Source organism: Streptomyces adustus (assembly GCF_009377175.1).
Classification (GTDB): Bacteria; Actinomycetota; Actinomycetes; order Streptomycetales; family Streptomycetaceae; genus Streptomyces; species Streptomyces adustus.
Genome location: NZ_VJZD01000187.1, coordinates 1 through 18,782, shown reverse-complemented (window position 1 = coordinate 18,782; position 18,782 = coordinate 1). Strand labels below are relative to the sequence as shown.

Below are 18,782 nucleotides of genomic sequence, written 5' to 3'. Positions count from 1 at the left end.
GTGCCGGGGGCTGGGCGGCGGCCGGCGGCTGCGGGACGGCCGGTGCCTGCGGGGCGGCCTGGGGGTACCCCGCACCAGGCGCCGGGACGTCAGGGGATCCGGGGGCTCCGGGACCCCGTACCGCGGCACGGGCCGCCGCGGCCCCGCCACCGGGCGGGATCGGCGCGGCGTCGGCGGGCTGCTGCCGGACCGGAGCACCACCGGGCACCGCCGCCCCGTGCGCCTCGGGACCGGGTACGTACGCCACCGCGGGGGCGCCGCCGCCCGCGGAGAAGTTCACGCCCCGCTCGATACGGTCCAGGCGGGCCATCACGGAGCGCTCGTCGCCGTAGGCGGCGGGCAGCAGCACGCGGGCGCAGATGAGTTCGAGCTGGAGACGGGGCGAGTTGGCGCCGCGCATCTCCGTCAGGCCCTCGTTGACGAGGTCGGCGGCCCGGCTGAGCTCGGCCGCGCCGAAGATCCCGGCCTGGGCCTGCATCCGCTCGACGACGTCGACGGGTGCGTCGATCAGTCCCTTCTCCGCCGCGTCCGGCACGGCCGCCAGGATCACCAGGTCCCGCAGCCGCTCCAGCAGGTCGGCGACGAACCGCCTCGGGTCGTTGCCGCCCTCGATGATGCGGTCGACGACCTCGAAGGCGGCGGCGCCGTCACCGGTGGCGAAGGCCTCGACGACGGAGTCGAGCAGCGAGCTGTCGGTGTAGCCGAGCAGGGAGGTGGCCATGGCGTACGTCACACCGTCCGCGCGGGCGCCGGCCAGCAGCTGGTCCATGACGGACATGGAGTCACGCACGGATCCGGCGCCCGACCGCACGACGAGCGGCAGGACGCCTTCCTCGACCGGGATGCCCTCTTTCCCGCACACCTCGCCGAGGTACTCCCGAAGGGTCCCGGGCGGCACCAGCCGGAAGGGGTAGTGATGGGTCCGCGACCGGATCGTCCCGATGACCTTCTCGGGCTCGGTGGTGGCGAAGATGAACTTCAGATGCTCCGGGGGCTCCTCGACGACCTTCAGCAAGGCGTTGAAGCCGGCCGGCGTGACCATGTGGGCCTCGTCGATGATGTAGATCTTGTACCGGCTGCCCGCGGGCCCGAAGAAGGCCTTCTCCCGCAGGTCACGGGCGTCGTCCACGCCACCGTGCGACGCGGCGTCGATCTCGATGACGTCGATGGACCCGGGACCGTTGCGCGCCAGGTCACGGCACGACTGGCAGGTGCCGCACGGGGTCGGCGTGGGGCCCTGCTCGCAGTTCAGGCACCGGGCGAGAATGCGCGCGCTGGTCGTCTTGCCGCAGCCACGGGGCCCGCTGAACAGGTACGCGTGATTGACCCGGTTGTTCCGCAGCGCCTGCTGCAACGGGTCGGTGACATGCTCCTGCCCGATGACCTCGGCGAAAGACTCCGGGCGATAGCGGCGGTACAGCGCGAGAGACGACACATCTACGAGGTTATAGGCGCCCACCGACAACCGGCCCCGCCCGCAAACGCAAGCGCCCCCCACGCACCCGCCAGAGCCGACCTACCCTTGCTGCCTTCCGGCCCTGGGGGAGTTCAGTCAGATAGCGCCGCGTGAGGGGCTGCCCAAACAGTACCTGATGACGGCGGTGCGGATCGAGTTCGCGAGCACCCTTCTCGGTCATGTAATGTTCCCACCGGAGGATTCGCCTAGAGGCCTAGGGCGCACGCTTGGAAAGCGTGTTGGGGGCAACCCCTCACGAGTTCGAATCTCGTATCCTCCGCCAGTGCCTCACCGGGCACGTTGTAGAAGGGCCCCACCGCTTGCGGTGGGGCCCTTCTACGTTGACCAAGGATCGCGTCTAGCCGCCGGCGGAACCATCAGAGGTCACGCCCGGCGGCGGCCGGTCAGCCGTGGTTCCCGTGGTTGCCCTGGTTCCCCTGGTTCCCCTGGTTACCGTGGTTGCCCTGGTTGCCCTGGTTGCCCTGGTTGCCCTGGTTGCCCTGGTTACCGTGGTTGCCCTGGTTGCCCTGGTTCCCCTGGTTGCCGTGGTTGCCGTGGTTGCCGTGGTTGCCCTGGTTGCCCTGGTTCCCGTGGTTGCCCTGGTTGCCCTGGTTGCCCTGGTTGCCCTGGTTGCCCTGGTTCCCCTGGTTGCCCTGGTTCCCCTGGTTACCGTGATTGCCCTGGTTCCCCTGGTTCCCCTGGCCGGGGAGGTGGCCGGGGAGCTGGCCCGGGTTGTGGCGGGGCTGACCGTTGTGGTCACCGCGGTCGTGGCCGTTGTGGTCACCGCGGTCGCGGCCGTTGTGGTCACCGCGGTCGCGGCCGTTGTGGTCACCGCGGTCGTGGCCGTTACCGTCGTGACGGTCGTGGCCGTTACGGTCGTGCCGGTCATGGCCGTTACGGTCGTGCCGGTCGTCGCGGCCGTTCCAGTTGCGGTCGTGACGGTCGTGGCCGTTCCAGTTCCGGTCGTCACGGTCGCGCCACGAGTACGAGTCGACGAAGCGGTTCCGGTCGTTGCGCAGGGTGATCGTGTCGGACCGGTCGTCCAGCACGTAGCTGCGACGGTCCTGGTAGACGTCGGAGCGCGTGTCACGGCCGATGCCCGTGTGGACACGGACCACGGACCGGCCGTCCAGCCGGACGTGCCGGAAGGTGTACCTGTGGCCGTCCTCGTCCCGAAGGGTCCAGCCGTCGAGGTCGACACTGCGACGGCCGTAGTTGCTGAGCTGCACCCACTCGCGGTTGAGCGAGTAGTTCGAGCCGTAGAAGCGGTCGTGGCGGCTCAGAGCGTCGCGGTGCACGTCAGTGATCTCGACCCGCGACTGGTCCGCGCGTACATGGTCGGCGGCGGACGCCGGCAGGGCCACCGCTCCGACGAGGGCACCGGCCGCGAGCGTGGCGGCGGCCAGACGACGGGGGCTAACGAAAACGGACACGGGGTCCCCTTGCATGGTGCGGGCACCTTCCCGGCCGTGACGACGTGACTGGTCGGGGTGGTGCGGTGTGCTTGCGACGACCGGCTGGCCGCGCATTCACACTCTGGCCGCCCGGCGTCGATGTGAACGCGATACGCGCACGGTGTGACCAAGTGATCACATTGCCGTTACTCTCGGATGCAATGTCCATCTATGCGCGATATGCACGATGTTGACGCTTCGCCACTTCACCACCCCTTGCGGCGACTGGGCCGTGGCCCCCCGCCGCCCGTGGCACGAATGCCACGGAACCGCCACCATCACCCGAAAGTGAGTAACAATTTCGGGCGAGTCATATCACTCCGAACGAACGGGCGTTCCCAGGACAGACCGGGCTTCCCGTGCCTGGCCCGACCCTAGCGCTCGATCCGTACCTGCCGGGTCTCGCTCACCTGGTCCACGTCCGAGACCCGGACCGTCGCCTTCATCGTCCAGGTGCCGGGCAGCGGCAGGTTGAAGGCGTCGGCCGCCCAATAGCCGCCCCTGTCCGTCACCTTGGTGTCGAGGGGGCCGATCTTCTGACCGTCGAGAGTGAAGGTCAGGCGCAGTTCGGGCACCGTGGACAGACCTCCGTCGGGACCGAAGACCACGGCCTCGACCGAGTTGTCGCCCACTCGACCGGGGTCGAGCGTGACCTGCACCGTGCCGTGGACCGCGGGGGTGCCGACGTCGAACGGAACCAGGGTCACGGACGCGGTGGCTATTCCGGTGCCCGACGCGCCCGTCCGCGCGTTCGCCGCCTCGGTCTCGGCCCGGCCGGGGGTGGTGCCCGTCAGGGCCGTCGTGAACATCAGCACCACCGCCGCGACGGCGACCTCGGCCAGGACGGACCGGCGCAGGCCGCGCACGGTGTCGACGTCGGCCGCCGGATCCGCCTCCGCCTCCGGTCCCGCAACGGTCCCCGTCCCCGGTTCCGGCTCGCGGTCCGGGAGCGGTGGTCCGCCCGCCGTCGCCGGCACCCGTTCGCCGGTGACCGCCATGGCCTGCGCGGGCTGTGCCGTCCAGCGCCGGGAGAAGGACGCCGCAGTCAGCAGCAGCGTCACCCCGGCCAGTTTGGCAAGCAGGAGGCGGCCGTAATCCGTGGTGGTGAGCGCGGACCAGGAACCGAGACCGCGCCAGGACTGGTAGAAGCCGGTCACCGCCAGCACGGTGACGGCGGTGAACGCGACCCGGGAGAAGCGGACGACCGCGTCGGCCGGGAGCGTGGTGCGGTGGAGCAGGGTCAGCAGCGCCGCCAGGCCGCCCAGCCAGACCGCCATCGCCAGCAGGTGCAGGACCGAGGACGTGATCGCCAGCGGGACCTGGAGGCCGGCCGAGGCGTGCTCGGCGGCCGCCCAGGTCAGGGCCAGTCCGACGGCGACCGCGACGGCCGTCCCGGTGAGCGTGGGGGTGAGGGGGCGCCTGCGGGCGCGGATCAGCAGCACGGCCGCCGGGCCCAGCAGGGCGAGTCGGGCCGCCAGCGCCAGGCCCGGACGGGTGTTCAGGGTGTGGGCCAGGACGGACGGGTCGAGGGCCCCGGCCGGGCCCGTGCCCGCCTCGTACGGAGCACGCAGCACCAGCAGCACGACGGTGGACGCCAGAAGGGTCCACCAGCCCGCCCTGAGCGGGGTGCGCAGCGGGGCGGTGTCGGCGGGGCGGCACAGCAGGACGAACGCCGCCGTGCCGATGAGCAGGGCCGCGGCGAGATAGGCGGCGTAGCGGGCCGTGTCGTAGAGGTCGGCGGTGAGCGGGTCCTCGGTGGGGCCGGCGTTCACCGCGGCGGTGGTCGGGGTGGGTTCGCCGACCGAGAAGGTGAAGGCGCCGGAGACCGGGTGGCTGTCCGCCGAGACCACCCGCCAGGCCACGGTGAAGGTGCCCCGGCCGAGTTTCGCGGGCAGGGTGACCCGGGCCGTGTCCGAGCGGTCGGCCGCGTGCTGCGGCTCGCCCGTACGCACCCGGTGGTTGCGGGGGTCGAAGACGCGGAAGGAGTCGTCGAGCAGGCTGACGGACTCCGTGAAGGTCAGGGTGAGGGAGCGAGGGGCGGACTTGAGGACGGCCCCGTCGGCGGGGTCGGTGGCGCGGAGGGCGGCGTGGGCCGAGGCCGGCCCAGCGCCGCCGAAGAGGAGCAGGACCAGCACGGTGCCCAGCAGCACCAGCCCTTGAAGTCGCCGGTCTCCGTGCCGTGCGCCGTACCGTCGCCCGCCATCGTGCCCTTCGCTCACGTCACCGCTCCGCCTTCGCACTCGTGTGCTCCTGGATAAGTACGGGCGGGAGCGGCGCCGTGCTCACCACCGACCGACGGGCGGGCACGGGCACCATCGTGCACACCGGCCGCGGGCGGGCGGGCACGGACCCCCCGAAGTCAGCCGGGGAAGGCCGTCTCCCGGCGCAGAAAGGCCAGTTGGGCGTGTTTCTCGGGCAGATGCACGTCCGGGACGTCGATCTCCGGCAGGACGACGACCGGGCCCGCCTCGAAGCCCTGGCGCAGGAAGCGGCTGATCGCCCGCTCGTTGCGCACGTCGGGGTCGACCACGACCCGGCGCCGGTCCAGGCCCAGCAGGACGTACGAGACGAAGGCGCCCAGCAGGGCGGACGACCAGCCGGGGCGCGCTCCGCCGTCCCCGGCCGGCGCGAGCAGCACGTGCACGCCGATGTCGCCGGGCCGGACCTCGTAGCACTCGGAGACCCGGTCGGCCTCGGGCTCGTAGGTCTGGAGCAGGCCCACCGGTTCGCCGTCCCGGACGGCGAGGAAGGCGTGGTGGGTGTCGAGGGTGTCCAGGTGGGCGTAGATCTCCGCCACCTGGTCGCGGGTGAGGCCGTTCATGCCCCAGAAGACGGCCCGCTCCTGGCTCACCCAGCGATGGACGGCCTCGGCGTCGGCGGCCGCGTCCAGCGGCAGGATGCGGACGGTGCCGAAGCCGTCGGTCACCTCCTCGTGGACGGCCTCTCGGGCGGGGGCGGCGTACGGATCAGACATCGGTCTCCTTCTCCAGCCGGTCCCAGTCGGTGACGACCGGGACGAGGTCTCCCGCGAGCCACAGCGGGAGCTGGTCACGGTGGTGCGGTGCGCCGGGGACGCCGTCGGCGCCGAACGGCACCACCCAGCGGCTGTCCTCGCGGCGTGCCAGGTCCCACACGTAGCGGGCGGCCGGACCGCGCGCGGCGAGGTCGGTGAGGCCGGGCACGCCGGAGGTGCACAGCACACAGTCGTGGTCACCGGAGAGCGCGGGCCCGGTGTACGACGGGTCGGGCAGCGCCTGCCAGGGGGCGAGGCGGTGGGTGTCGCCCCAGACGGGGTCGACCGGAGCGGAAGCCGCCGGCTCGGCAGGGGCCGTCCGCTCCGCGAGGGCCGCAGGCTCGGCAGGGGCAGTCCGCTCCCCGAGGGCCGCCCGTTCAACAGGGGCCACCTGTTCCACGGTGGCCGCCGGATCGGCAGGGTCCGTCGGCTCGGCGGCCGTCTCCTCCAGGGCGGCGCGCACGACGGCCGGGCGGTCGATGCCGTACAGCTTCTCGGCCCGCAGCAGGTGCTCCAGGGCGAAGCCGACGCGCGGGGCGAGGGCGAGCCAGGGGAGCAGCACCTCGGGGTAGGCGGGCGGGCCGGTCAGGGCCGCGAGCGCGGGGTGGGCGGCGATCCGGCGGACGACCGCGCCGCGCAGGGCCGCGTACCGGGCCGCGTCCGTGCTGTCGGCGTCCATCCGGCGGTTCCAGCCCAGCAGCCGGTCGCGCAGGGCGGCGGCCCGCGGGGTGAGCCCGTCGAGGGCCGCCACCGCCTCCAACAGGGGCTCGGCGGAGGCGAGATGGGTGTCGGTGTGGACGGCGGGCATGTCGGCCGCGGACAGGGTGCGCCGCCGGTCGAGCAGGGCGCGGATGCGGTCGGCCCGGTGCGGGGGCGCGAACTCGACGCCGAGGGGGGCCGCGAGACCGCGCTGGTTGGCCATCACCGCGATGCCGTCGGTCAGGCCCGCACGGGGCGTGGGGTGCCAGCCGGTCCACTCGTGGCCGGGCTCCCAGGCGGGGACCAGCCGGACCCGGTTGGCCTCGGCGCGCACCGGCACCCGGCCCGCGACCCGGTGCAGCACTGCGCCCTCGGTGTCGGCGGCCTGGACGACGTTGACGGGTTCGGCCCAGGCGTCAAGGGCGCGGTCGACGTCGGCGACCCGGCGGGCGCGCAGCAGCGGCAGGAGCGCGCCGAAGCCGAGGTCGGCGGTGACGCGGGGCGGGTAGCGCAGGCTGAGGGCGAGCGGGGTGCCGTCGTCGAGACCCTCGGGGCCGCCGGCGACGACCGGGCCGCGGTCGGTCTCGATCACCTCGACCTCGACCGGCTCCGCGCCGGCCACGCGGATCAGTTCGGTGTGCCGGGTGGCGCGGTGCCAGTGGCCGTCCGGGCCGAGGGCCTCGACGCCCGCGCCGGTACGGCGCAGCCGTTCGCGGTAGAGGTCCTGGTAGTCGGCCATGGCGTTGGTGATGGCCCAGGCGACCGTGCCGGTGTGGCCGAAGTGGGCGATGCCGGGGACGCCGGGGACGGCGAGGCCGACCACGTCGAACTCGGGGCAGGCGAGGCGGATCTGCTGGTAGACGCCGGGGTTCTCGATGAAGCGGTGCGGGTCTCCGGCGATGACGGCCTGCCCGGTGGTGGTCCGCTCGCCGCCGACCAGCCAGCCGTTGCTGCCCGAGGTGCCGGGGCCGTCGGTGGCGAACAGGCCGACCGCGTCCGGACCGAGGTGGCGTACGGCCTCCTCCCGCCACAGCTTGGCGGGGAAGCCGGCGAACAGGATGTGGGTGGAGAGCCAGACGGCGAGCGGGGTCCAGGGTTCCCAGCGGCCGGGGACGAGGTCCACCCGGGCGAACTCCGGGGCGTCGGCCGCCGTCAGTCCCTCGGTGACGCCGTCGGCGTAGGCCCGTATCCACTCGGCGGTCTCGGGGTCGGTGTCCTCCAGCCGGGCGTAGCAGCGCTGGGCGGTGTCCTCCAGGCGGACGCGGCGCGCGAAGCGGTCCCAGGACAGGGCCTCGGGACCGAGGAAGGAAGCGGAGGTGCCCTGGGCGCGGTGCCGCTCGACCTCCAACTGCCAGGCGCGGTCGCGGGCGGTGACCCGGCCCTGGGCGCGGGCCAGTTCACGGGCGTCGCCGGCGCGCAGATGCGGGATTCCCCATGTGTCCCGGTAGATCTCGGTGGTCACCCCTGGCCCCTTTGCGTTTTAGGTTAGCCTTGCCTAACTAATTGTCTAGGTGGGGGAATCGTACGCGAGGCGCGCAGAAGCGCCGCGGGGCAGGGGCCGCACAGGGAGGGCGCCGGTGCGCGCGCCGGGGTACCGGCGCGCGGCCCGACCGGGCACGCGCCATGATCGACCCATGGACGTCACCCTGCACCTCGCCCAGGACCCCGAGGCCGACGAGCTCCTCGGCCGCTCCCCGCTCGCCGCGCTGGTCGGGATGCTGCTGGACCAGCAGGTCCCGATGGAGTGGGCGTTCAAGGGGCCCTCGACCATCGCGAGGCGGATGGGCTCCGACGATCTGGACGCGGCCGAGATCGCCGCCATGGACCCGGAGGCGTTCGCCGCGCTGCTGTCCGAGAAGCCCGCCGTCCACCGCTACCCGGGGTCCATGGCCAAGCGGATCCAGCAGCTGTGCCAGTACCTCGTCGAGCACTACGCCGGTGACGCCGAAGCCGTCTGGCGGGACGCCGGCAGCGGCCGGGACCTGCTCACGGCGCTCCAGGAACTGCCCGGGTTCGGCAAGCAGAAGGCACAGATCTTCCTGGCCCTGCTCGGCAAGCAGCTCGGGGTGCGACCCACCGGGTGGCGGGAGGCGGCCGGGTCCTACGGCGAGGCGAAGTCGTACCGCTCGGTCGCCGACATCACCGGGCCCGAGTCCCTGGCGAAGGTGCGGGCGCACAAGCAGGAGATGAAGGCGGCGGCGAAGGCCGCGAAGACGGCCGGGCGTTGACCCCGTCAGCCACCCGGACCGTCCCGGGTGGCGGTACGGCGGAGCCCGGTCCGAGCATGGATCATGACCGAGCCACCGACCGGCCCCTCCTGGGGACCGGAGTTCGACGACCGCAAGGTGCATGCCGAGCGCACGTCCGACCCGCGTGACGGCCACGAGCCGGAGCCGCCGTTCGACGGGCTGCTGCACGCCCTCTCGGAGGCCGCGTGGCAGGTCGTCCTGCTCACCGGCGTCGCCTCACTAGTCCTGGGCGTCCTGGTCCTGATCTGGCCGCACGCCTCGGTGAGAATCGCCGGCGTCCTCTTCGGCATCTACCTGCTGATCAGCGGCGTGCTCCAGCTGATCTCCGCGTTCGGCACCCACCGCAGGACCTCGCTGCGCGTGCTGGCCTTCATCAGCGGCGCCCTGTCGATCGTGCTGGGCCTGTTCTGCTTCCGCGGCATCATGCAGTCGACCCTGCTGCTCGCCCTGTGGATCGGCATCGGCTGGCTGATCCGCGGCATCACCCAGACGCTGGCCGCCGTACAGGACTCCGGCATGCCCGCGCGCGGCTGGCAGATCTTCCTCGGGATCGTCACCTTCGTCGCCGGGATCGTCCTGATCGACGCACCGCTGGAGTCCGTCGCCATCCTCACCCTGCTGGGCGGGATCTGGCTGATCGTGGTCGGCATCGTCGAGATCGCCACCTCGGTCCGGATGCGCGGCCTGACCCACCGGACCCCGCGCACGATCTGACCCGCGTCCCGCTCCACGGCACTGGGCCGAGCGGGCGGATCTCGCGTCCGGCGCGATGGACGCCGTACGCCACCCGGGGAGATGAACCTTCGTGAGCAGCGGCGCACCCCACCTTCCCCCGCCCGGCCGGGTCCGGCCGCGGGTGCTGGTCCTGCTGCTCCTCCTGCTGCTGGCCCTGTCGGTGCCGGGCACCCACACGGCGCTCCACGCGGCACCGGCCGTCGTCGCCTGCGGGTCCGGCGAGACGGTCGAGTACGACGTCCTCGACACCGCCCTGCGACCGCCCGGCCGCACCGTTGTGCGCCCCGCCGAGGCCCTGCGTCCCGCACCCCTGCCGAACCCGGCGGCCGGTGCGGGCCCGGACCGGCCCACGACCCCGTACCGCGCGTACGCCCCGCGCTCCGCCGCCCGTTCGGTGGTTCTGCGCTGCTGACGAGCACCGGTTCTCCCGGTCCGCTCGGTCCCGTACGACGCAAGGAACACGAACAGCCATGCCCCATGACCCGTACGCGGTCCTGCGCGCCCTGCTGCGCGCCGAGGCCGCCCGCAACACGCCGAAGCCGGAAGCCGAGAAGGCGCGCGAGGCACGAAGGACGCGCGAGACGCGCAGGGTGAGCGAGGGGGAGCCCCCGCAGCCGTGCCCGTGAGGGAGGCGGAGCCGCGGCCGATCCGGGGATCGGCCCTGCGGTTCGACGCGACGGTTTGATCCGGAGCCGGACCGGGCGCTGCGTGCGTCCGGTCCGGTCGGCCCGGCCCGCGGTCCACAGCCTGTGCACAATGCCCGTGCGGCGGCGGGGAACACGCCGCCTCGCCGCCGCCGGGCACAACCCCCGGTGTCTGCGCGACAAAGAGGACACCGACCCCTTTCGAGCGAAAGCGGCGGCCGCCCCGCGGTCCGGGGGCGACGGTCCGCGACACCGTCCCGTCGTCACCCGCCCCCGGCCCCCGTTCCCGAACGCCCCGCTTTGCACCGTCTTTTCCGGCGTCGCACTCCGCCGCCATGGCTGCGCCCGGAACGTCTGGGCCGGTAGGCTTTCCGTGTGATCTTCAAGCGCATCGGAAACGGCCGGCCGTACCCCGACCACGGCCGGGAAAGCACCCGGCAGTGGGCGGACGTCGCGCCGCGCCCGGTCCGCCTCGATCAGTTGGTGACCACCAAGCAGCAACTCGATCTGGAGACCCTCCTCGCGGAGGACTCGACCTTCTACGGCGACCTCTTCGCGCACGTCGTGAAGTGGCAGGGCGACCTGTACCTGGAGGACGGACTGCACCGCGCGGTACGGGCGGCCCTCCAGCAGCGTCAGGTGCTGCACGCGCGCGTCCTCGAACTGGACTGACCCCGCCCGGGTCCCCGGACCGACCCCCGCTCAGGTCACGGTTGCCCCTTTCGGGTGCTCCTCGACCAAGTCGGATGATCATCTATTAGTCAGGGGCGCCCCGGCGCACTACGCTGCGCCCATGAGCATGCTGACTCCCCCCGGGATGGGCGGACAGTACCGGATCACGGGGGACAAGTACCCGCGTATGCGCCCTCCCCGGCGGCGCGGCAGGCTCGTCGTCGTGGGCATCGTCTCCGTCGCCGTGCTGGGCGTGGTGGGCTGGGGAACACTCCAGCTCGTGGACGTCTTCACCGGCGGCGGCGACAAGGCCGCGGCCAGCGCCAAGGCGGCCTGCGCGCAAGGGATCAAGGTGAAGCCCTCGGCGGCCGCCGCCGTGGTGGTGCTGCCCAAGCCCGCCCAGATCACCGTCAACGTCTTCAACGCCACGCCCCGCAGCGGGCTCGCCAAGCAGACGGCGGACGAGCTGGCCAAGCGCGGCTTCCACATCGGGGAAGTGGGCAACGCGTCCAAGGAGTTCGACAAGAAGGTCGCCGGCACCGGGCTGCTGCTCGGTCCTGCGGCCTCGCTGAAGACCTCGCTGCCGGTGCTCGGCACCCAGCTGGCCGCCGCCCAACTCCGCACCGACGCCGCCCGCAAGGGCACCGACGTGGACCTCGTCATCGGCACCGCCTTCAAGCAGCTGACGGCGAAGACGGACGCCGACAAGGCACTGGCCGTGCTGAACGCGCCCGAGCCGGCCGACGCCACGAAGAAGAACGGCTGCTGACGGCCGTACGGCCGGTCCGAACGCGACCCCGCGGACGACCGCGGGGCCCCGGGCGACCCCGGAGAACACCGTTCGCGCAAGGCCGCCGAGGAACACCACCCGCGCGGAACCGCGGGCGAACGCCGTTTGCGTGAAATCGCCGGGGAACACCCTCCCGGGACCGGCGGGGAGAGCGGAGAGAACCGCTCTCCCCGAACCGCCGGGGAACACCGCCGCCCCAAGGCCGCCGGGGAATCCCTGCGCGGGGACGCCTGCGCACCCCCGCACGGCGCCCGGGAAAGACCGCGCAGGGCTCGTACGGACAGGGCCCGCACGACGGGCGCAGGGCCCCTGGGGCCCATTGCGGGGCCCACGGGCCGCGCGCGGCCGCCCAGGGCCCCTTCCGGCCGCGTACGGCCGGGTCGTACGCCTACTCCGCGGCGCCGTAGAGCCGGTCGCCCGCGTCGCCCAGGCCCGGCACGATGTAGCCGTGCTCGTTGAGGTGGTCGTCGACGGCCGCCGTGACCACCGTGACCGGCGTGCCGGCCAGCTCGCGCTCCACGATCTCCACGCCCTCGGGGGCGGCGAGCAGCACCACGGCGGTGACGTCGTCGGCACCGCGGGCGATCAGCTCCTGGATCGCCGCGACCAGCGTGCCGCCGGTGGCGAGCATCGGGTCCAGGACGTACACCTGACGGCCGGAGAGGTCCTCCGGCATCCGCGAGGCGTACGTGGAGGCCTTCAGGGTCTCCTCGTCGCGCACCATGCCCAGGAAGCCCACCTCGGCGGTCGGCAGCAGCCGGACCATGCCGTCCAGCATGCCCAGACCCGCCCGCAGGATCGGCACGACCAGCGGGCGCGGGTAGGACAGCTTCACCCCGGTGGTCTCGGCGACCGGCGTGACGATGTCGACCTGTTCGGTGCGCACGTCACGCGTGGCCTCGTACGCGAGCAGGGTGACCAGCTCGTCGGCGAGACGGCGGAAGGTCGCGGAGTCGGTGCGGCGGTCGCGCAGGGTGGTGAGCTTGTGGGCGACCAGGGGGTGGTCGACGACGTGGAGACGCATGTCCACAACAGTAACCGGGCCGACCCCGCCCGGCGCTCCCGTACTCGGCGGGTGCCCGCCGAGTGCGGGAGCCCGCCGCGGACTCGGGACGATCCCTGGCGTCGAACCGCCCGTCAGGGGGAAGGTGGTGATGACGACCGGGATGGGGTGGTGCCGTGCCCGAATCTTCAGAGCTGCCTGACCCGCCCGACCGCGACGCGCCGGAGACGGCCGCCGAGCGGCGTCGGCGACGCGCCCAGTTCCTGCGCGACCTCGCCGAGGCCCGGGAGCTGCGCGACCGGGTCCAGCCACGCCGTGCCAGGACCGCCCGGCTGCGGCACGCCATGCGCATGCGGACCTTCCGCTGGTAGCGCGCGGCACGCCGCGGGCACGGCCGGGCGGGGGCGATCTTGAGGGTGGTCGTGCGTGGGCGGAGTGGAAAGCCGCGTACGATCCGCAGGTGGCAGCAACGAGTGTGCTGGTGAGTCCTGTTCGGACGTACTTGCCTCCGTGCGATCAAAACTGCCAGACACAGGGAGCCGAAGACGTCCCCTGGAGGCCTTGTTTCTGCCACGATTCCGAGTGGGTGGGCTCGGAGCACAGCTCTCCCGCCCGCAACCTCCGCCGGGGGGACCCCCAACCGGCACGCCTATGACCAGTGGGAGAGTCACGGTGTACTTCGCCGCACTGCTCGCGCGCACCGAAGACGGGTGGGAAGCGAGCGACACGGAGCTCGACGATGTGGAGACCCTGTCGGATCTGGCCGACCTGGCCCGGGAGGCCTCTCCCGACGACGACACGGTGCTCGTACTCATCGAGCAGGAGGACGGGTGGTTCGGTGTCGTCCGGGTGGACGGCGAGGACGACCCTCGTATCTATGTCTCCGACGCCGCCGCCGCTGCCCGCAGCAGCTACGGCGAGATCCTGCTCACCGACGAACTGCTCGGCCGCGACCCGGGTGACCCCGACGACGAGCTGGACTCGCTCGACCTCGACGGCACCGAGGACGGCGACGACCAGAGCGACGACGAGGACGGGGACGGGCCCGCCGGCGACGGCGGCTCCGGCGAGATCGTGCCGCACGGCCCGGTCGGCGACCCCGGCATCCTCGACGACCTCGGCATCAGCGAGAAGGAGCTGAAGCTGCTGTCGGACGACGCCCTGACCGAGATCGCCGAGGCCCTCGGCGCCGCCGACGTCCTGGAGACGGTCCGCTGACCGCACCGGACGCGGCACGGGTACCGGACCCGGTACGCGACCGCTGGCGGGCCGCGATGCGGCTCGCCCTGGACGAGGCCGGCCGGGCCGTCCAGGGCGGGGACGTGCCCGTCGGCGCCGTCGTACTGGCTCCGGACGGCACCACCGTGCTCGCGACCGGGCACAACGAACGCGAGGCGGTCGGCGACCCGACCGCGCACGCGGAGATCCTCGCCGTCCGGCGGGCGGCCGCCGTGCTCGGCGAGTGGCGGCTGACCGGCTGCACACTCGTCGTCACGCTGGAGCCGTGCACGATGTGCGCGGGCGCGCTGGTGCAGTCCCGTGTGGACCGGGTCGTCTACGGCGCCCGGGACGACAAGGCGGGCGCGACCGGCTCCCTGTGGGACGTCGTGCGCGACCGGCGGCTCAACCACCGCCCCGAGGTCGTCCAGGGCGTCCTGGCCGAGGACTGCGCCCGGCTGCTCACGGAGTTCTTCCGGGACCGCTGAAACCGGGCCCGGACACCCCGCACCGCGGGTCCCCGGGAAACGGATTTCAGAGCACGGCCCACCTTGGGGTAGTGTCTCCCTCGGTAGCGTGTCCGAGCGGCCGAAGGAGCTCGCCTCGAAAGCGAGTGTGGCGCAAGTCACCGAGGGTTCAAATCCCTCCGCTACCGCCGAAGAAGGGCCCCGTCGAGAGACGGGGCCCTTCGTGCGTCCCGGACGGAAAGTCCCGGAAGATCGTTGGTCCTTCAACACGCCGTGAAGTTAAACTCGCCGCCGGTAACAGGGCCCGTTGCCAGGGCTCCAGGGGCACGCCAGTCACAGGGGAGGCCGCGGTGGCGGTGAATGCGAAGAAGATCGCCGTCTATGTGCTCGTGGTCTTCGCGCTGTACGTGATCATCACAGACCCGGCCAAGGCGGCGGACTACGTCCAGATAGCCTTCGAGGGCATATCGGACGCCGCCCAGGCCATCGGCGACTTCATGACCTGGATCGCCAACGGGGCCAAGAACTAGGGCCGACCGCTCGGAGCGGCCCGGCATCGCGTCCTCCCCGCAGCCGGGACGGCCTCGGCCGCCCCGATCCGTACGAACGACCCTAGGGAGTGCCCGTGATCCGCCACCTGGTCCTCTTCAAGCTCGACGAGGGCGTGGAGCGCGACGACCCGCGCGTCGTGGAGGGCGTCGCCGCCTTCCGCGCGCTCGACGGCCAGATCGACGAGCTGCGCTTCTGGGAGCTCGGCTGGAACACCAGCGACCGGCCCATCGCCTACGACTTCGCGATCAACTCGGCGGTCGAGGACGCGGACGCCCTCAAGCGCTACCTGGAGCACCCGGCACACCAGGCCGGCGTCGCCCTCTGGCGGGAGTTCGCCACCTGGGTGATCGCGGACTACCCGTTCTGAGCCGTCGGCCCCACGCACACACGAACAGCCCCGCGAAGCCCCGCATCGGAGCGAACGTCGCGGGGCTTTCCTGTGCCCTCTGCATCAACTCGCCCTCAACACGGCATTATGCGGTGCTTGCACACTGTGCACATGTCTTGTGATGCTATGACCGCTTTTGACGGATGATTGACCGATGAAGAGGTGGCGTTGACCGTGTCGGCCAGTACTGCGCCGCCCCAGGAGGAGGCCGCCATCCGGGAGACGACCTCCGCGACCTCCCCGGCCCCTGCGACCTCCTCGACCTCCGGAACCTCCCCGACCCCCGGGACCTCTCTCACCCTGGGAGCACCGACAGCCCTGGGAGCACCGACAGCACCGGGAGTACCAGCAGCACCGGGAGTACCGGGAGTACCGGCAGCACCGGGAGTACCGGCAGCACCGGGAGCCCCGGCGGGCCCGGAGGGCGCCGAGAGCACCGAGGGCGCCGACAGCCCGGAGGCCCCCGTCCCGGCCCCGGAGAAGCGCCGTGGCGCCGACACCCGGGCGCTCACGCAGCTGCTCTTCTCCCAGCTCAAGGACCTCCAGCCGGGCACGCCGGAGCACAACCGGGTGCGCGGGGCGCTCATCGAGGCCAATCTCCCGCTCGTGCGCTACGCGGCCGCCCGCTTCCGCAGCCGCAACGAGCCGATGGAGGACGTCGTCCAGGTCGGCACCATCGGGCTCATCAACGCCATCGACCGCTTCGATCCGGAGCGGGGCGTGCAGTTCCCGACGTTCGCGATGCCGACGGTCGTCGGCGAGATCAAACGATACTTCCGTGACAACGTTCGCACGGTCCACGTACCGCGCCGGCTGCACGAGCTGTGGGTTCAGGTCAACAGCGCGACCGAGGACCTGACCACCGCCTTCGGCCGCATCCCGACCACCGCCGAGATCGCCGAGCGGCTTCGCATCGGCGAGGACGAGGTGCTGTCCTGCATCGAGGCCGGGCGGTCGTACCACGCCACCTCGCTGGAGGCCGCGCAGGAGGGCGACGGGCTGCCCGGGCTGCTCGACCGACTCGGCTACGAGGATCCGGCGCTGGACGGCGTCGAGCACCGCGACCTGGTCCGCCACCTCCTGGTCCAACTACCCGAACGCGAACAGCGAATCCTGCTTCTGCGCTACTACAGCAATCTGACGCAGTCGCAGATCAGCGCGGAACTCGGCGTCTCCCAGATGCACGTCTCGCGGCTGCTCGCGCGCAGCTTCCAGCGACTGCGCTCCGCGAACCGCATCGAGGCCTGACCGCGCGCCGGCCCACGACGGGAGCGCGCGCCGGATCACGGCACGACCGCACACCGGATCACGACGGGACCGGACACGGGATCAAGACATAACCGTACACAGGATCGAATGGTCACCGTCGAGAGCGAATCGCTCACCAGGGACGTTCCCGACAGTTGTGCGGTGAAAGATCGTCAGACCCCTTCTTTCCAGGGCTGATTCGTTACTCACATGTCGACATGTCACTACAGCGTGTTGCCGACATGTGACATTCTGCGGGAAGAGCGTTTGCCGCGGCTCCGGCTCCGGTATTCAGGTGAAAGCTGATGTTCCTCGCCGGAACTTCCGCCGCGACCGTCCCGCGACCCAAAGGGGGTGGCATGTCCGAAGACCAGGGCAGCTCGAAGGTGCTCACACTCACGAAGAGTGCTGAGGCGCCCGTCGTGCCCGACGTGCTCGACGCCGTTACGGCCCTCGAGGCAGTGCCGGCCCCGGCGCTCCCCACCTCGGGAGCGATCGACACCCGCACCCTCTCCCGCTCCCTCTTCCTGCGGCTCGCCGCTCTCGACGAGGAGAGCCCCGAGCGCGCGTACGTCCGGGACACCCTGATCGAGCTCAACCTCCCGCTGGTGCGCTACGCGGCCGCCCGCTTCCGCTCCCGCAACGAGCCGATGGAGGACATCGTCCAGGTCGGCACCATCGGCCTGATCAAGGCGATCGACCGGTTCGACTGCGAACGCGGGGTGGAGTTCCCGACCTTCGCGATGCCGACGGTCGTCGGCGAGATCAAGCGGTTCTTCCGCGACACCTCGTGGTCGGTGCGGGTGCCGCGCCGCCTCCAGGAGCTCCGGCTGGCCCTCACCAAGGCCAGCGACGAGCTCTCCCAGAAGCTGGACCGCTCCCCCACCGTCACCGAACTCGCCGCCGTCCTGGGCGTGTCGGAGGAGGACGTCGTCGACGGCCTCGCGGTCGGCAACGCGTACACGGCTTCGTCGCTGGACTCCCCGGCACCCGAGGACGACGGCGGCGAGGGCTCCCTGGCCGACCGTCTCGGCTACGAGGACACCGCGCTGGAGGGCGTGGAGTACCGGGAGTCCCTGAAGCCGCTGCTGGCCAAGCTCCCCTCCCGCGAGCGGCGCATCATCATGCTGCGCTTCTTCGCCAACATGACCCAGTCCCAGATCGGCGAGGAGGTCGGCATCTCCCAGATGCACGTCTCCCGGCTGCTCACCCGGACGCTCGCGCAACTGCGCGAGGGACTCATCTCGGACTGAGTCCGCACGGGTCGCGAGGCTTCCTCTTTGTCGGAGTGTCCGTCACCATGGCGCGATGCTTCGAGCGACACGGGCCGCACGGGTTGAACGAGCTGCAAGGGCCGTACGGAAGGTACGGACGACATCGACATCCGGCCGTCGGGGCGCCGCACTGGGCGCGTCGGCGGCCGTCGTCGTCTGTCTGGGCGCGGTACTGGGCTCCTGCGGGAGCGGCGGGGACGGCGGGGGTTACGCCGCGGTCGGCGCGGGCGCAGGGCCGTCGGCGGCGCCCGGAGGGGCGGTGCGGCCGACGGGAGGCGTGACGCTGGTGCCGCTCGACGGGACCGGCGTCAGGGACGGCTCGCCGACCACCGGGGACGGTGCGAGGGGCGACCGCACGGCCGGTCCGGGCGCCACGGCCGGAGGACCGGGCTCCGCACCCGACGGCTCCTCCGCGGGCGGCTCCTCCGCCGACGGCGGTGTGGCCGGTGGAGCGGGATCTTCCGGTGCTTCGGGCCCCGGGGCGTCGCCGTCCGTCCCGGCCGGGCCGGGAGCGAGCTCCCACCCCTCGTCGGCGCCCTCCGCGCCGGCCACGTCCGCCGCACCGGCCGCCCTGAGCGTGGGCGAGCCGGTGCGTACGGCGGCGGACGAGCGGTGGTGCGAGAAGGTGAGCCTCGCGCTCCGCAACACCGGCGGAAGCGCGGTGCGTTCGGGCACGGTGACCTTCGGGACGCACATCATCGGCGCGCTGGGCGTCGACTGGGCCACGATCGGGTCGACCGTGGGGCTTCCGGTCCCGATCGAGGCCGGTGCCCGCCAGGAGCGGACCTGGACGGTGTGCGTCGACGCGTGGCGCGTGCCCCTCGGGATGCACGTGGAGACACGGGACGTGTCCGTCCGGTGGGAGTGACGGACACGACGGACGTGACAGCTGGAACGGACGCGGTGGTGGGGGCGGGGGT

20 protein-coding genes, 2 tRNA genes and 1 other RNA gene are annotated in these 18,782 nt (G+C 72.3%); 16 read left to right on the top strand and 7 right to left on the bottom strand.

What is annotated here, in order from left to right:
• The coding region (locus FNH09_RS33375; RefSeq protein WP_162469474.1) for a DNA polymerase III subunit gamma and tau at positions 1-1,435 on the bottom strand (1,435 nt) is incomplete at its 3' end.
• Between the two features lie 45 nt (positions 1,436-1,480).
• An RNA gene (gene ffs, locus FNH09_RS33370) (signal recognition particle sRNA small type) lies at positions 1,481-1,579 on the bottom strand.
• A gap of 72 nt (positions 1,580-1,651) precedes the next feature.
• Between ffs and FNH09_RS33365 the strand changes: the two genes are divergently transcribed.
• Positions 1,652-1,739 (top strand) — tRNA-Ser (locus FNH09_RS33365).
• A 121-nt stretch (positions 1,740-1,860) separates the two neighbouring features.
• Here FNH09_RS33365 and FNH09_RS49930 read toward each other — a convergent pair.
• From FNH09_RS49930 to FNH09_RS33345, 4 genes are all read right to left on the bottom strand, one after another.
• Positions 1,861-2,889: a lamin tail domain-containing protein gene (locus FNH09_RS49930; RefSeq protein ID WP_338017757.1), complete on the bottom strand. Its 1,029-nt coding sequence runs from the start codon at positions 2,887-2,889 to the stop codon at positions 1,861-1,863.
• A gap of 395 nt (positions 2,890-3,284) precedes the next feature.
• The gene (locus FNH09_RS33355) at positions 3,285-5,060 is read right to left on the bottom strand and encodes a copper resistance protein CopC (RefSeq protein ID WP_162469476.1); all 1,776 of its coding nucleotides are present in this window, start codon (positions 5,058-5,060) and stop codon (positions 3,285-3,287) included.
• Positions 5,061-5,269: 209 nt separating this feature from the next.
• On the bottom strand, positions 5,270-5,884 hold the full coding sequence (locus FNH09_RS33350) for a GNAT family N-acetyltransferase (protein WP_152893635.1): 615 nt from the start codon (positions 5,882-5,884) through the stop codon (positions 5,270-5,272).
• Complete coding sequence (locus FNH09_RS33345; protein ID WP_162469473.1) at positions 5,877-8,084, bottom strand: penicillin acylase family protein; 2,208 nt, start codon at positions 8,082-8,084, stop codon at positions 5,877-5,879. The genes FNH09_RS33350 and FNH09_RS33345 overlap by 8 nt, the downstream gene beginning before the upstream one ends.
• A 172-nt stretch (positions 8,085-8,256) precedes the next feature.
• On the opposite strand from FNH09_RS33345, the gene FNH09_RS33340 reads away from it, so the two are divergent.
• From FNH09_RS33340 to FNH09_RS33320, 6 genes are all read left to right on the top strand, one after another.
• A complete protein-coding gene (locus FNH09_RS33340; RefSeq protein ID WP_152893634.1) occupies positions 8,257-8,850 on the top strand; it encodes an HhH-GPD-type base excision DNA repair protein in 594 nt (197 codons plus the stop codon).
• 63 nt (positions 8,851-8,913) lie between these two features.
• Positions 8,914-9,585: an HdeD family acid-resistance protein gene (locus tag FNH09_RS33335; protein ID WP_152893633.1), complete on the top strand. Its 672-nt coding sequence runs from the start codon at positions 8,914-8,916 to the stop codon at positions 9,583-9,585.
• Between the two features lie 91 nt (positions 9,586-9,676).
• Complete coding sequence (locus tag FNH09_RS47855; RefSeq protein ID WP_202919801.1) at positions 9,677-10,018, top strand: hypothetical protein; 342 nt, start codon at positions 9,677-9,679, stop codon at positions 10,016-10,018.
• Between the two features lie 58 nt (positions 10,019-10,076).
• Positions 10,077-10,232 carry a hypothetical protein gene (locus FNH09_RS47850; protein ID WP_202919800.1) on the top strand — a complete coding sequence of 52 codons (156 nt, stop codon included), beginning with the start codon at positions 10,077-10,079 and terminating at the stop codon, positions 10,230-10,232.
• A gap of 393 nt (positions 10,233-10,625) precedes the next feature.
• Positions 10,626-10,922: a type II toxin-antitoxin system VapB family antitoxin gene (locus tag FNH09_RS33325; RefSeq protein WP_004943146.1), complete on the top strand. Its 297-nt coding sequence runs from the start codon at positions 10,626-10,628 to the stop codon at positions 10,920-10,922.
• A 121-nt stretch (positions 10,923-11,043) separates the two neighbouring features.
• A complete protein-coding gene (locus FNH09_RS33320) occupies positions 11,044-11,691 on the top strand; it encodes a LytR C-terminal domain-containing protein (protein WP_420802802.1) in 648 nt (215 codons plus the stop codon).
• 409 nt (positions 11,692-12,100) lie between these two features.
• Here FNH09_RS33320 and upp read toward each other — a convergent pair whose 3' ends face one another.
• Entirely contained in the window at positions 12,101-12,736 is a 636-nt protein-coding gene (gene upp / locus FNH09_RS33315) for a uracil phosphoribosyltransferase (protein WP_152893632.1), read from the bottom strand.
• A gap of 155 nt (positions 12,737-12,891) precedes the next feature.
• On the opposite strand from upp, the gene FNH09_RS33310 reads away from it, so the two are divergent.
• The 9 genes from FNH09_RS33310 (at position 12,892) to FNH09_RS33270 (ending at position 18,730) form a co-directional block, all read left to right on the top strand.
• Complete coding sequence (locus FNH09_RS33310; protein ID WP_152893631.1) at positions 12,892-13,086, top strand: hypothetical protein; 195 nt, start codon at positions 12,892-12,894, stop codon at positions 13,084-13,086.
• 301 nt (positions 13,087-13,387) lie between these two features.
• Entirely contained in the window at positions 13,388-13,933 is a 546-nt protein-coding gene (locus FNH09_RS33305; protein WP_162469475.1) for a tRNA adenosine deaminase-associated protein, read from the top strand.
• Positions 13,934-13,989: 56 nt separating this feature from the next.
• On the top strand, positions 13,990-14,421 hold the full coding sequence (gene tadA / locus FNH09_RS33300) for a tRNA adenosine(34) deaminase TadA (RefSeq protein WP_202919799.1): 432 nt from the start codon (positions 13,990-13,992) through the stop codon (positions 14,419-14,421).
• 82 nt (positions 14,422-14,503) lie between these two features.
• Positions 14,504-14,588 (top strand) — tRNA-Ser (locus FNH09_RS33295).
• A 162-nt stretch (positions 14,589-14,750) separates the two neighbouring features.
• Positions 14,751-14,930, top strand: coding sequence for a hypothetical protein (locus tag FNH09_RS33290; protein ID WP_152893628.1), 180 nt, complete (start codon positions 14,751-14,753; stop codon positions 14,928-14,930).
• Between the two features lie 95 nt (positions 14,931-15,025).
• Positions 15,026-15,319: a Dabb family protein gene (locus FNH09_RS33285; RefSeq protein ID WP_162469472.1), complete on the top strand. Its 294-nt coding sequence runs from the start codon at positions 15,026-15,028 to the stop codon at positions 15,317-15,319.
• A gap of 195 nt (positions 15,320-15,514) precedes the next feature.
• Complete coding sequence (locus FNH09_RS33280) at positions 15,515-16,588, top strand: RNA polymerase sigma factor SigF (protein ID WP_420802801.1); 1,074 nt, start codon at positions 15,515-15,517, stop codon at positions 16,586-16,588.
• Between the two features lie 359 nt (positions 16,589-16,947).
• The gene (locus FNH09_RS33275) at positions 16,948-17,841 is read left to right on the top strand and encodes an RNA polymerase sigma factor SigF (RefSeq protein ID WP_152893627.1); all 894 of its coding nucleotides are present in this window, start codon (positions 16,948-16,950) and stop codon (positions 17,839-17,841) included.
• Positions 17,842-18,139: 298 nt separating this feature from the next.
• Positions 18,140-18,730, top strand: a complete 591-nt coding sequence (locus FNH09_RS33270) for a hypothetical protein (RefSeq protein WP_338017756.1) — start codon at positions 18,140-18,142, stop codon at positions 18,728-18,730.
• Positions 18,731-18,782: the final 52 nt, after the last annotated feature.